Genomic DNA, 12,662 nt, shown 5'->3' with positions numbered 1-12,662 from the left:
CTCGGTTTGAAGCACAGGCGCTACTGGGCGCTCGCAGCCGCGTCCGTCGTCGTGCTGGTCTTCGGATCAGCACAGACGACGGGCGCGTTGTGGCGTGATCAGGAAGCGATTGCCGGTGGAACGGTCACTTCGGGCACTTTGGACATCAAGGTGGGTCCATCGGGCACCGAGGTGAACAACTACACCCTCGCGGCGTTGGGGTCGTCGAATTTGAGGCCCAACGGGTTCTCGCAGGCACCACTGTCGATTCGCAATGCGGGTAACCAGCCGTTCAACTACCGGCTGCAAGGTACATCCGTCAGTGGGGTGATCCCCATCCCGTTCAATTTGACCATCACCAAAGTTGTTGCAGCAACCAACTGCGTAGTGAACGGCGGTGCGCCTACCGGTAGCACGACGGTTCTGTTCGACGGTCCAGCATCCAGTGCGCAAGTTCCGGTTGCTCCCGCCGCCAGATTGCTCGCACCCACTGCGAACGAGGTGTGGTGCTTTCGGTTGGCGACCGTTTCTGAGCCACCGCAGAGCGCGACTTCGCAGGTCACGTTTTCGTTCAGGGCGGATCAGACATGAGTGCAGTCGACGACACCGACGTGATCCCGACTGTTCCGGTGATGGAGGCTGACGAGAAGAGCGGCGTTCGGTGGTGGTTCAGCCGTATCGTTTCTTACGCATTGTTGGCGGTGATGCTGATGATTCTGGCTGTGACAGTGGTACTCCCGCGAGTCGCGGGGGCGACCCCGTACACGATTCTCACCTCGTCGATGCGGCCTGCGTATCCGCCGGGCACCCTGGTGGTCGTGAAGCCGGTCGATCCCCACGAACTCGGAGTCGGCACCCCCATCACCTATCAATTTGCCTCGGGCTTACCGGAATTGGTGACGCACCGAATTGTGGCAATCCGACAGAGCGGTGCAGGTGAACTCACCTTCATCACCCGCGGGGACAACAACGGCTCCGACGACGAGAATCCAGTGCAGGTCGGCCAGATTCGCGGCAAACTCTGGTACGCGATCCCCTACATGGGCTACGTCAACAATTGGCTCAACGGTGAACAGCGGAAGATCACGGTGACGATCATCGTGATCGGGCTTGCGGGGTACGCGCTCTACATGTTCGGTAGCGCAGGAATGGAGCACCGTAACAAGCGGAAGGCATCTGGAGCGCCATGACAGGCAACGTGTCGGTCTGCTGGGTCGCTGGGCTCTCAACCTTGGCGATCGTCCTGCTTATCGGAGCCGGTCCGAGCCGACCAGCTCAAAGTGTCGGCTACAGCAGCGACGGCGAGCAGTGGTCGAAGTCTCTTTCCGATCCGTTGTTCGACCGGGATATTCGATGGGTTCCCGGGGATCGACGCAGTTCGGAGTTCCACGTCTTCAACGACACCGAAGACGATGGTCGCCTGGTCCTGTTCGTGGAAAGCCCCAACCTCGCATTCCGGGAGGCGTTGACACTGTCCGTCGAGGGTGGGGATCAGGAAACACGGTGTACGCACATTTTGGTGCCGGCCCATGAAAAACGCTCGGTCAGAACAACTCTAGGCATGGCCAACAATGCTGGAAACGAAACACAAGATGCAGCAGCGGGTATCGGCCTCCTGGTCCAATGGGACAAAGAAGACGATGACGTATGTGTCGGGTGGGCACTACGAAACCCGGTCGCTGGACAGGAAGAGGCTCAGCCGTGATCGCGCGTAAGAGTGACGAGTTCGACCCGTCGGCCGCAATGCGGCGAATTAGCCAGGCCCTCGTCAGTGCTCGGGCACGTGCGATCATGTCGATCGGAATCGTCCTAGGTCTCGGAGCAGTAGGAACCCTGGCTGCATGGTCGGATACCTCGGTGGCGACGTCCGGGCAATTCAAGACGGGCACGATCGACATCATGCTCGACGGCGTGGACAACAACCCGGCATCTATCTCGACGGGACTGAAGAAGGCCGCAATGCTGCCCGGTGACGCGGTTTCCGCATCGTTCGTCGTGCAGAACCAGGGCTCGGTCGTGTTCAGCTACACAATTGGAGCCTCGATGACGGACGCGCCCTTCGGTCAATTGCTGGTACTCGAGGCATACGCCGGTACAACGTGCACGGGCACCGTGCTCGGGACTCGAACCGGTCTCACTACCTCCACACAGCCGTTCGTCGTCACTGGTACGACCCCACTGACACGTCCGAACGTGGCGGCCAAAGTTGGAGCGACACCAGGTGCAGACCCACTGTGTATTTCGGTCACGATGCCCTCGAGCGCGATCTTGCCCGGAACGGTGCGGACTGGAACGATCTCGCTCACTTTCACTGCGACGTCCACATGAGCGGGCCTGCCATGACACATGAGATCGACGGACCTTCCTCGAAGGTGTCCGGCACCCCCCGACGTGTTCTGCGCGAAATCTTGCTTACGGTCGGTGCTATCAGCGGGCTGGTGTGCATCGGGATTGCGCTGGCTGCGGCGATTTTCGGTATCACGCCCCTCGTGTTTCGCTCCGGGTCGATGTCGCCGGCAATCGACACCGGCGCGCTTGCTTTTGCGAAAAGTACGCCTGCAACGGAACTCGAAGTCGGTGACGTCGTCTCGGTGACGAATGCGAGCGGGGATAGGGTGACTCACCGCATCGAAACCATCGAAGTCATGACGGGTAACAGCGCTACCCTCGTCCTCAGGGGCGACGCCAACGCAGACGTCGACTCCGAGCCTTACGTCCTCAGCGAGGCGGATCGAATTCTGTTCAGTGTGAACAGGCTTGGATACGTCGCCACCTGGTTGTCCGGGCCGGTCGCGGTCTTCGCCGGAGGTGTACTCGTGGGTGTTCTGCTGATGGTTGCATGGCGTCCGGGTGGCCCGCAGCGGCAACCGAGAGTCGATTCAGAGGTGAACGATGAACCCGCTGAATAGATCACCCTTGCGCCGTGCGCTGGAATCACTGACGAGCACCCGCGTCCGTATCCTGCTCACTCTTGGCATCGTCCTCGGGCTCGGCACGGTCGGCACGATGGCCGCGTGGACCGACAACTCGACGGCGACCTCCGGAACGTTCAGCACCGGAACCGTCAGCTTGCTGATCAACAACGCCAATCCATACAACTTCACCAACTTGACACTGGCGAGCATGTTGCCCGGTGAAAGCAGAGCAGCAACCCTACAGGTTCAGAACAAAGGCTCGATTCCGTTGAAATACAGCATGAGTGCGACGACGCCCGCGGGTAGTCCAGCGCTCACCGGGTTTCTACAGGTCACCGTCTTCCCGGGCGCCTTGCCCACCAATACCACCACCAACGGCATGCGGACCGGGACGTGCACGGGCACGCAGTTGGGGCAGGCGACACTTGCAGCCGGTGCCTCGGTCAATGTCATCACCACTGTTCGTGATCTTGCCGCGACTACGGGCGTGGAGAACCTGTGCTTCATTGCCAAACTGTCCGCTACGGCACCGACTGCGGTGCAGAACCAGACGCTGAGCGCGGTCACCTTCAACTTTTCCGCGACGACGGTGTGAGGTCGAGATGAGTATGCAAGCGAGTGGAACACGTCGGAGTCCGGCGCAGGGTCTCCGCAGGACTGTCCTGTTGCTCGCGGCGGCCGGCGGTGTGGTTGTCGGATTTGCGGTCCTGGTGTCACTGATCTTCGGGGTCAAGGCGCTCGTCTTCCAATCCGGGTCGATGTCGCCGACCATCGAGACCGGCGCACTCGCCTTTGCCCACAACGTTGCCGCCGCCGATATTCATGTCGGTGATGTCATCAGTGTCGACGATGCGGATGGAAGCCGAATCACTCACCGTGTGGTCGGTATCGACTCCAGCACGGGCGAATTCGCTGAACTTCGGCTCAAGGGGGATGCCAACCAGCAAGCAGACCTCGAACCGTATGCGATCACCTCAGCGGACCGAATCTTCCTCCATGTGAACGGATTGGGTTACGTTCTCGTCTGGCTCTCGAACCCGTTCGTCGCTGCGGCCGGCGTGCTGGGTGCAGCTCTGGTGCTGTCGACTGTCGTTCGACACAATGGGCGTCGACGGGAAATCAACTTGCACAGTCGGTCTCGTGATGAGGCATCGGATTCCGAGCCTGCCATACCCAGGCAGGGCTCGACCAAGACTCTGCACCGTTCTCCCCTTGTTCTTGCGTTGGTTCTCTTGACGGCCATCGGCACGGTCCACATATCCGGCACCAGCGCCGCGCTCACTGTTTCTGCGTCAGCAAAGAGCGGCGTTTTGGGTACCAAAGCGGTCTTCGTGCCGAAGATCAGTAGCCCTCTCAGCGGTGGCAGGATCGTCAACTGCGAGGAACCAGGTTTCTACGACCTTCGTGTGAGTTGGAGACACATCGGTGCTCCGTACACGTACAAGATAGCGCTGAGAACGGTGAGTGACCCGATTGAGATCTATACGACATTCAACGTAACTCCACCCGTAGGGGCGATCGTAGGGACCACAGTTACTGCCGTATACGGGCCGTTTCCCAATACGAATATTCGTGCTTACGACTTCAACTTCGAGGTTCATACCGTGCTTCCCTCCTCCGGTGCAGTGTCATCCGCATGGGAGGGAACGGTGATCCATCGTCCGGCATCAGGCACACGGGCCCTGTGCGGCAGAGCGAGCCGCACCGGATTTGTGGTGGATGTATCCGGAGACGATCCAGTGCCGGCGAACAGTCCAGCAATGGCAGGGGCGCAGCGTCGGTCTATCGATCCCGAGTCGACCCGCGAAGTCGCACCGACGACTCCGCCCGATGCAGTGTCGACAACTGATCAGCCGACGACTGCTCAGCCGACAACGACCGCGCCGTCCGCGACGGCGGCACCTGGTGAGACGAGCACTACCTCGCCGGACCCGACAGTACCGACCGTCCCGCCGATCGCGCCTGCGCCGACGGAGGAGCCGCTCACTTCACCGACCATGTCTTCGTCCGGCAATTACACGGCACAGGTCGTCCAATCGGAGACCGGACCCAGCGCCGTGATCAGGAACGCGGAAGACGAGGTATACCGCACCGCTGTTTCGGCCGAGGACGTAGTGGGATGGGTGCCTGGCACCAACGTGCTGCAGATTGTGACGGAGAGCGGCACGTGGACGGTCTCGAAGTCCTCCGGCGTATGGGTGAAGAGCGCAGTCGTGCCGCCCCCGGCGGCGCCGCCCGTGCCGGCGCCGGGTCAGACACCGACGGTGGAACAAGTACCGGAGGAACAGGCGCCCGCCACCGACTCTGGGCCTGCATAAAGATCACCCGGTGGGGCCGCAGGGCATCCAACAGTGGGCACTCGCTAGGTAGAAAAACGAATATCTTCGATTCGACTTCCCGGAACGTTGAAAAGGGTGGACAATGGTGGGCAATTAATGCGACGGAAGGTCGGTCGATGCCCACTACATATTGCGGTCTCGAAGTGTTCGGCTATCAATTCGATCGCTTTGCTTACGAGCATCCGTGGATCGGTGAGCAGGTCGGTGATTTCATGCTCGGTCCAGGTGGCGGAGGAATGCTCGAATACCGAAATGCGACGGTGTTCGCACACCCCGAGGGTGGTGCCTACGAAGTGCACGGCGAGATACTTGCCTACTACCTGAAGCACGCCGGCCCATACGGCTCACTGGGTTACCCGATCAGTAACGAAAAGCCCACGCCCACGGGTTACGGGCGCTACAACCTGTTCGAGCGCGGATCGATCGGTTGGATGCCCGAGACCGGCGCCTTCATCATCGGTGGCCGAAGCGAAGACGATGCGACGCCACCGGGTTCCGAGGCAGGTAATGCGTCTTCCGTCGATTTACCCGCAGATTCGATCTCCATTCCGGCCTGAAAGATACCGCTGGATTCTTTTCCGGTCGAAATTCGAGCCTAACGGATTGATTCATCGAATTCGAATGAATAATGAACTTGCGAAATCGATTACCTGACTATTGGTTGAATTTGCACTCGCACGCAACTTTTCTCACTCGAGCGCGGTCAGAAGAGTGTGGGCTCCCCGAACCCCGCAACACCCTCGATCGACAGAATCTTCTCCTTGGTGCTCGCCCCGCCCGGCGCGGAGAATCCGCCGACCTCGCGCCCAGCGCCGAGGACGCGGTGGCACGGAATGATGATCGGCACCGGGTTACGGCCCAACGCTCCGCCCACTGCCTGGGCCGCGCCCGGATGTCCGAGCCGAGTAGCGAGCGCCCCGTACGTCATTGTCGAATGATGCGGTATGGCCCGCGTGACGCCGTAGACCGCACTGTCGAAGTCCGAGACGTCGAGTACTACTGGAATTGCAGAAAGGTCGACCTGCTTGCCGTCGAGGAGTGCGGTGATCAGTTCGACGGCCTCGTGGGCCGCACCCTGCGGAACTTCCGGTTCGCCGCCGAAGCCACGCAGGTATGCAGAGAGTGCGTCATCCGATTCTGGTAATCCGACGGCGGTGATGCCGGCGTCGGACCAGGCCAGACCACACCTCCCGAGAGCGGTGTCGAAGAGTGCGTAGGCCACCCCTCCAGTATGAACCAGTCCACTGGAGGGATCATTGGATTTGATTCCAGATGCCAGTGAGCGAATACTCGAGCGATGGCTACGAGGGTTCTCCATGCGACATCGCTGGCGCGCGATCTAGGACGCTGGCGCACCGATGCCGATGACGGGTCCAGTAGGCGTCGGACGTCCCGGCCGACGTACAGGGCGCTCGCCGACGGCGTCCGACTCCTCATCCACGACGGGCGGATCCCGCTAGGGGTGGGTCTGCCGAGTGAGCGGGACCTCTCCGCTGCGCTCGAACTGAGTCGCACCACGATCACCTCCTCGTATGCAGTCCTTCGCGAGGAGGGCTACCTCATCAGCAAACAGGGCGCGCGCAGCACGGTCGCCCTTCCCGACGCGGCGCGCCCCAACGGCATCCTCCTCCAGACGAAGTCGTCGAGCGGGCCTGTGGTGGACATGAGTCACGCTGCGATGGCGGCCCCGACAGAGGCGATGCTGGCTGCGTACGGCTCTGCGCTGCAAGCACTTCCGGCGTATTTGTCCACGCACGGCATGGAGCCGATCGGCCTCGCAGTGCTGCGCGAGGCAATCGCTCGACGGTTCACAGAGCGGGGTCTCGCGACCACCCCCGACCAGATCATGGTCACCTCGGGAGCGCAACAGGCCCTGGGGTTGTTGTTGGGCACGTTGACCTCGCCGGGTGATCGCGTGCTCATCGATCATCCGACGTACCCCAATGCACTGGAGGCGATCCGGCGTATCGGCGCGCGCCCGGTCCCGGTGCCGATCCGTCCTGACGACGACGCGTGGGATCTGGAAGGTGTCCGCAGTGCGGCCAGACAGACCGCGGCGAAAGTCGCGTACATGATCCTGGACTACCACAATCCGACGGGAAGGTGCTTGGACGCCGATGGCCGTGCCGAACTCGCGCGCATCGCCCGCGATACATCGATGACACTGATCGTCGACGAGACGATGGTGGACCTGTGGCTCGACAGCCCACCGCCACCACCGGTCGCGTCGTTCGGTCGGGTGTCCGGGACCGACATCGTCACGATCGGTTCGGCGTCCAAGTCGTACTGGGGTGGTCTGCGCATCGGATGGATTCGAGCCAATCCGTCGCTGATCAGTCAGCTTGCGGGCTCGCGCGCCGCGCACGATCTGGGTACCTCGATCATGGATCAGCTGGCCGCAGGTTTTCTACTCGAGGATGCGGATGCGATTCTCGAGACCAGAAGGATGCAACTGCGAGAGCGTCGTCGGGTCTTGGAAGATGCTATCGCCGAACATCTTCCGGGCTGGCGTTACCGGCGTTCGACGGGTGGGATGTCGCTGTGGTTGCAGATTCCCGCGCCTGTATCGAGTGCGTTGGCTGCGACTGCGCCTGCGTTCGGGGCGGTACTGGCAGCAGGCCCGCGCTTCGGTGTCGAGGGTGCGTTCGAGCGCTTCCTTCGGATGCCGTACACACGCGAACCCGCCGAGCTCGCCGCAGCGGTCACAGCCACTGCGGCGGCGTACCGGGCGTTGGCCCCCTCTGTCGAGGGTCAACAACCGGCGCTCGTCTTCTGAGCGAAAAAGGCTCAGCGCCAGAGTGTCTCGACGTCCGATGCGGTCGACGGGGGAGCGGTCGGGGTGCCGTTCGGGGTGCGTGAGAAACGCGGTGCCGGGCGGTGCTGAGTGACGCCGTCGACCTCGATGAGCGTGCCGCGATCCTTCAGGTGCCGCTGCTCGGGAGCTTCGGCGAATGTCAGGACCGGTGAGACGCACGCGTCGGTGCCGTCGAAAATCGCAGCCCACTCGTCGCGCTTCTTGGATTTGAAGGTTGCAGTGAAAAGTTCACGCATCTCAGGCCAGCGGTCCCGGTCACCCTGGCCTGGGGTCGTGGCCGGATCGAGCTCGAGCAGCCTGAGCATCTCGGCGAAGAACTGCGGTTCCAGCGCGCCAACGGCCATGTACTTTCCGTCGGAAGTCTCATAGGTGTCGTAAAAGGGAAATCCGGTGTCGAGCATGTTGACTCCGCGCTCGTCGGACCAGGCGCCGATGCCGCGTAGGCCCCAGATCATGTGTGAGAGTGCGGCGGTGCCGTCGACCATCGCCGCGTCGACGACCTGGCCCTTGCCCGAGGTCTGGCGTTCGAACAGTGCAGCCAGAATGCCGAAGATCAGGAACATCGATCCGCCGCCGAAATCACCGACCATGTTCAGTGGTGGCACGGGGCGCTCGCCCTTGCGCCCGATCGCATTCAGGACACCGGTGACGGAGATGTAGTTGATGTCGTGGCCGGCGGCCGCGGACCATGGACCTTCCTGTCCCCACCCTGTCATTCGGCCGTACACGAGACGTGGGTTACGGGCGAGGGCATCCTCCGGGCCCAGGCCGAGACGCTCGGTGACGCCGGGACGGAAGCCTTCGATCAGGACGTCGGCACGCTCGAGCAGTCCGAGGACTTTCTCGATGTCGGCCGGGTCCTTGAGGTTTGCTTCGACGATGGTTCGGCTACGGAGTTGCTGATCGTGTTCGGCGATCTGCCCGGCGCGTTGTACTCGGACGACGTCGGCACCGAGATCTGCCAACAGCAGCGCCGCGTGCGGCCCCGGTCCGATTCCAGCAAGTTCTACGACGCGAAGCCCCGTGAGTGGTCCACCGCTACTCGACACATTTCCTCGTTCCGATCAGGTCGGCTCGTTCGGCAGGCCGACTGGGTGTTTGGAGGTTAGCCCGTGCTTGGACGTCAAAGTAGCCGGGGTATGGATAATGGGCAGGTGAGCGCGGCAATGGAATATGGACGGATCGGCACACCTCTTACCTCGGGTGCCACGCGGGTGATGCTGCTCGGAGCAGGTGAGCTGGGTAAAGAAGTCATCATCGCGTTCCAGCGTCTCGGCGTCGAGGTGATTGCCGTCGATCGTTACGACAACGCCCCCGGCCACCAGGTCGCCCACCACAGTTTCACCATCGACATGAGCGACCCGGAAGAGTTGCTGGCTCTGATCGACGCCCAGCAACCGGACTTCGTGGTCCCCGAGATCGAAGCCATCGCCACCGACGCCCTCGCCGAGGTGGAGCAGCGTGGCCGCACGGTCGTCATCCCGACAGCTCGCGCAACACAGTTGACGATGAACCGTGAAGGTATTCGCCGGCTCGCGGCCGAAGATCTGGGACTACCCACCTCACCTTTCGCTTTCGCGGATTCACTCGACGAGGTGCGTAAGGCACTGTCCACCATCGGTTTTCCCTCGGTGATCAAGCCGGTGATGTCCTCCTCGGGTAAGGGCCAGTCGGTGGTACACGGCCCAGAGGACGTCGAACAGGCTTGGGAGTACGCGCTGAAGGGTGGCCGCGTCGATCTCGGTCGCGTCATCGTCGAAGGGTTCGTCGATTTCGACTACGAGATAACGCTTCTGACCATCCGTTCGGTTGCCGGAACAGATTTCTGCGAGCCGATCGGCCATCTGCAGGAAGCGGGGGACTATGTCGAATCCTGGCAACCCCAGCCGATGTCCGACGCTGCCCTGGCGCGTGCGAAAGACGTCGCCGACCGGATCACCACTGCACTCGGTGGGCGCGGAGTATTCGGTGTCGAACTGTTCGTCAAGGGGGACGACGTCTACTTCTCCGAGGTCAGTCCTCGCCCACACGACACCGGCCTGGTCACCCTACGCACCCAACGCCTCTCGGAATTCGAACTGCACGCCCGCGCAATCCTCGGACTGCCCGTGGATACGACGCTCCTCTCGCCCGGAGCTTCGGCGGTGATCTACGGCGGTGTCGACGCGAGCGGAATCAGCTTCGAAGGCGTCGCGGACGCGCTGGCCGTGCCGGAAACCGATCTTCGGTTGTTCGGTAAGCCGGAGAGTTTCGTGCGCAGGCGGATGGGTGTTGCGGTGTCGACAGCCGCGGACATAGCCACCGCCCGGTCCAGGGCCGTCGAAGCCGCAGGAAAGGTTCACCCGGTCACGTGAGCGGCTACGCGGAAGTACTCGTGGGCCTGGTCATTGCAGTGGGCTTGATCGGTGTCGTCGTCCCGATTTTGCCTGGCACGATCCTGATTTTCGCGGCGATCGGGGTGTGGGCGTTGCTGACCGGCGGTAGCGCAGCGTGGACGGCCTTCGGCATCGCGACGGTATTGCTCGTGGTCAGCGGCGTCGTCAAGTACACCTGGCCCGGGAGGCGGATGCGCGACGCCGGTGTTCCCACGCGATCGTTGGTCCTCGGTGGATTGCTCGGCATCGTCGGCTTTTTCGTCATCCCGGTGATCGGGCTGTTCGTCGGATTCGTGCTCGGCGTCTATGCCGCCGAACTTCCCCGGCATCGAAGTCATTCCGCCGCATGGCAATCCACGGTTCATGCAACGAAGGCCGCGGGGCTGTCGATACTCGTCGAGCTGTTGGGAGCTCTGTTGGCAAGCGCGGTCTGGCTTTCCGCCGTCCTCGCATTCTGAAGAGTTGGTCAGGTGACGCGGTACCAGGCGCGCGCGTTGCCGTCGAGAACCGCGGGTAGGTCGCCACCGACCGCTTCGGCGATGAGGTTCAGATCGGATTCGAGGAACGGACGCGGTGCGCGCGTGCCGGGCAGATCGGTTCCGAACATCAGTGCCGACGGGTCGACCGCGTGAATCCGACGCATGGTCTCGATGATGTCGAGATCCACTCTGCCGAAGCCTGTTGCTTTTACGCGCACTCCTCGGTCTACCAGGTTGAGCAGGTACGACAGACCTTTGGACGACATACCGAGGTGGTCGATACTGACAGCGGGCAGCTTCGCCAGAATCGGTTCGAGCGAGAGAAGCATGGACGCATCGACATACAGTTCGGCGGGCCACCCGACGAGGTCGAATGCGCGCCGCGCCTGCGTGGTCAGGGTTTGTATGTCGGTAGCGCCGCGTCGGAGATTCAAGCGAAGAGCACGTACACCTGCGTCGTCGAGCGCGAGGATGTCCTCGTCGGTGGCGTCGGGCGCGAGTTGAATCACCCCGACCCATCCTCGGCCCAACGCCGCCAGCGCGGCCACCAGGAAGGTCTGATCGCTGCCCTGAAACGATGCGCTGACCACGGCACCACCGGTGATGCCGAGGCCGTCGATTCGGGCCGAATAGTCGGCGATGGTGAACGGCTCCGGGACGAATCCGTTGTTTTCGACAAGGGGGTAGGCGGGGTCGATGATGTGAAAGTGAGCGTCGAACACGCCTCACAGCATGACAGGTGTGTGTTTCGATGGCGTTCATGAAACCTGAAGTGACAGTTGTCCTCGAGAACTACACGTACTTGGAATGTCCGCGCTGGCACTCCGGCCGTATCTGGGTATCGGACTTCTACAGCCAGCAGGTGATCTCTGCCGAGGCGGACGGCTCCGATGTCCGCGTCGAGGCAGAGGTTCCGCAGCAGCCGTCCGGGCTCGGGTGGCTTCCCGACGGCAGGTTGCTCGTGGTTTCGATGCGCGATCAGAAAATTCTGCGGCGTGAGGACGACGGAAGCCTCGTCGTCCATGCCGATTTGTCTTCGTACGTCGACGCCAATCTCAACGACATGCTGGTCGACGCCCGCGGCCGTGCGTATGTCGGTAACTTCGGCTTCGATTTGATGAACCTCGCGACACCCGCGACGGCGGATCTACTGCGGGTCGATCCCGACGGATCCGTCCACGTCGCAGCGAAAGATCTGTACTTTCCCAACGGGATGGCCATGACCGAAGACGGGGAACTGCTCGTCGACGAGACGATAGGCAACCGCGTGAGTGCGTTCGCGGTTCGTCCCGATGGATCGCTCGGGGAGCGGCGTGACTGGGTGAAGTTCGCCGAACTCCCGGACATGGGCGATGTGACTGCCGCACTGGGGCAGCTGGTCGTAGCCGCCGACGGCTGCTGTATCGACACCGACGGGACGCTGTGGGTAGCCGACGCGCTCGGGCAACGTGTGGTTCACCTCGCGCACGGCAAGGGCATCATCGACCAGCTCGAATTCGATACCGGTGTCTTCGCATGCGGACTCGGTGGGGACGACGGCCGCACATTGTTCGTCTGCGCAGCGCCCGACTTCAACGAACATCAGCGCAAGGTGGAGACGGCAGGAAAACTGCTCGCAGTTCGGGTATAGAGGCTGCGGCGCACGACTAGGCAGGCGTGAGTAAAAGACTAGGCAGGCGTGAGTGGAAATACGTCCTTCAGGCGTATTTCCACTCACATGCCGCTAGGCCTTGTCCGGCTCGGAGGCCTTCAGCATGTCC

At 62.2% G+C, this 12,662-nt stretch carries 15 protein-coding genes; 12 read left to right on the top strand and 3 right to left on the bottom strand.

Going from position 1 to position 12,662, the window contains the following annotated elements; genetic code table 11:
* Positions 1–6: 6 nt before the first annotated feature.
* The 8 genes from H2510_RS17290 to H2510_RS17255 all read left to right on the top strand — a co-directional run bounded on the left by H2510_RS17290 (position 7) and on the right by H2510_RS17255 (position 5,790).
* A complete protein-coding gene (locus H2510_RS17290) occupies positions 7–570 on the top strand; it encodes a hypothetical protein (RefSeq protein ID WP_261393006.1) in 564 nt (187 codons plus the stop codon).
* Positions 567–1,169, top strand: a complete 603-nt coding sequence (locus H2510_RS17285) for a signal peptidase I (RefSeq protein WP_186629548.1) — start codon at positions 567–569, stop codon at positions 1,167–1,169. The genes H2510_RS17290 and H2510_RS17285 overlap by 4 nt, the downstream gene beginning before the upstream one ends.
* Positions 1,166–1,684, top strand: coding sequence for a hypothetical protein (locus H2510_RS17280; protein WP_186629547.1), 519 nt, complete (start codon positions 1,166–1,168; stop codon positions 1,682–1,684). The genes H2510_RS17285 and H2510_RS17280 overlap by 4 nt, the downstream gene beginning before the upstream one ends.
* Entirely contained in the window at positions 1,681–2,307 is a 627-nt protein-coding gene (locus H2510_RS17275; protein ID WP_315901409.1) for a TasA family protein, read from the top strand. The genes H2510_RS17280 and H2510_RS17275 overlap by 4 nt, the downstream gene beginning before the upstream one ends.
* Positions 2,308–2,318: 11 nt before the next feature.
* Positions 2,319–2,888 (top strand): signal peptidase I, encoded by a 570-nt coding sequence (locus H2510_RS17270; protein ID WP_222438862.1) that lies wholly within the window; start codon positions 2,319–2,321, stop codon positions 2,886–2,888.
* Positions 2,872–3,489 carry a SipW-dependent-type signal peptide-containing protein gene (locus H2510_RS17265; RefSeq protein WP_186629546.1) on the top strand — a complete coding sequence of 206 codons (618 nt, stop codon included), beginning with the start codon at positions 2,872–2,874 and terminating at the stop codon, positions 3,487–3,489. Before H2510_RS17270 ends, H2510_RS17265 begins: the two co-directional genes overlap by 17 nt.
* Before the next feature lie 7 nt (positions 3,490–3,496).
* Positions 3,497–5,212 (top strand): signal peptidase I, encoded by a 1,716-nt coding sequence (locus tag H2510_RS17260; RefSeq protein WP_186629545.1) that lies wholly within the window; start codon positions 3,497–3,499, stop codon positions 5,210–5,212.
* 137 nt (positions 5,213–5,349) lie between these two features.
* Positions 5,350–5,790 (top strand): LGFP repeat-containing protein, encoded by a 441-nt coding sequence (locus H2510_RS17255; protein WP_186629544.1) that lies wholly within the window; start codon positions 5,350–5,352, stop codon positions 5,788–5,790.
* 146 nt (positions 5,791–5,936) lie between these two features.
* Here H2510_RS17255 and H2510_RS17250 read toward each other — a convergent pair whose 3' ends face one another.
* A complete protein-coding gene (locus tag H2510_RS17250) occupies positions 5,937–6,455 on the bottom strand; it encodes a methylated-DNA--[protein]-cysteine S-methyltransferase (RefSeq protein WP_315901408.1) in 519 nt (172 codons plus the stop codon).
* A gap of 75 nt (positions 6,456–6,530) precedes the next feature.
* Between H2510_RS17250 and H2510_RS17245 the strand changes: the two genes are divergently transcribed.
* On the top strand, positions 6,531–8,009 hold the full coding sequence (locus H2510_RS17245) for a PLP-dependent aminotransferase family protein (protein ID WP_186629542.1): 1,479 nt from the start codon (positions 6,531–6,533) through the stop codon (positions 8,007–8,009).
* Positions 8,010–8,020: 11 nt separating this feature from the next.
* On the opposite strand, the gene H2510_RS17240 is transcribed toward H2510_RS17245, so the two are convergent.
* Positions 8,021–9,097 (bottom strand): CaiB/BaiF CoA-transferase family protein, encoded by a 1,077-nt coding sequence (locus H2510_RS17240; protein ID WP_186629541.1) that lies wholly within the window; start codon positions 9,095–9,097, stop codon positions 8,021–8,023.
* Between the two features lie 90 nt (positions 9,098–9,187).
* Between H2510_RS17240 and purT the strand changes: the two genes are divergently transcribed.
* Together purT and H2510_RS17230 are read left to right on the top strand one after the other, a co-directional pair.
* A complete protein-coding gene (purT, locus tag H2510_RS17235; protein ID WP_397517379.1) occupies positions 9,188–10,402 on the top strand; it encodes a formate-dependent phosphoribosylglycinamide formyltransferase in 1,215 nt (404 codons plus the stop codon).
* Complete coding sequence (locus H2510_RS17230) at positions 10,399–10,881, top strand: DUF456 domain-containing protein (RefSeq protein WP_186629540.1); 483 nt, start codon at positions 10,399–10,401, stop codon at positions 10,879–10,881. The genes purT and H2510_RS17230 overlap by 4 nt, the downstream gene beginning before the upstream one ends.
* Before the next feature lie 8 nt (positions 10,882–10,889).
* Here the strand turns inward: H2510_RS17230 and H2510_RS17225 are convergent, their stop codons facing one another.
* The gene (locus tag H2510_RS17225) at positions 10,890–11,624 is read right to left on the bottom strand and encodes an amidohydrolase family protein (RefSeq protein ID WP_186629539.1); all 735 of its coding nucleotides are present in this window, start codon (positions 11,622–11,624) and stop codon (positions 10,890–10,892) included.
* A gap of 38 nt (positions 11,625–11,662) precedes the next feature.
* Here H2510_RS17225 and H2510_RS17220 point away from each other — a divergent pair, with 38 nt between their 5' ends.
* Positions 11,663–12,532, top strand: coding sequence for an SMP-30/gluconolactonase/LRE family protein (locus tag H2510_RS17220; RefSeq protein WP_186629707.1), 870 nt, complete (start codon positions 11,663–11,665; stop codon positions 12,530–12,532).
* The last annotated feature ends 130 nt before the right edge of the window (positions 12,533–12,662 follow it).

This window comes from Rhodococcus sp. BP22 (genome assembly GCF_014281965.1).
Classification (GTDB): domain Bacteria; phylum Actinomycetota; class Actinomycetes; order Mycobacteriales; family Mycobacteriaceae; genus Rhodococcoides.
This window is presented reverse-complemented; position numbering and strand designations above follow the sequence as displayed.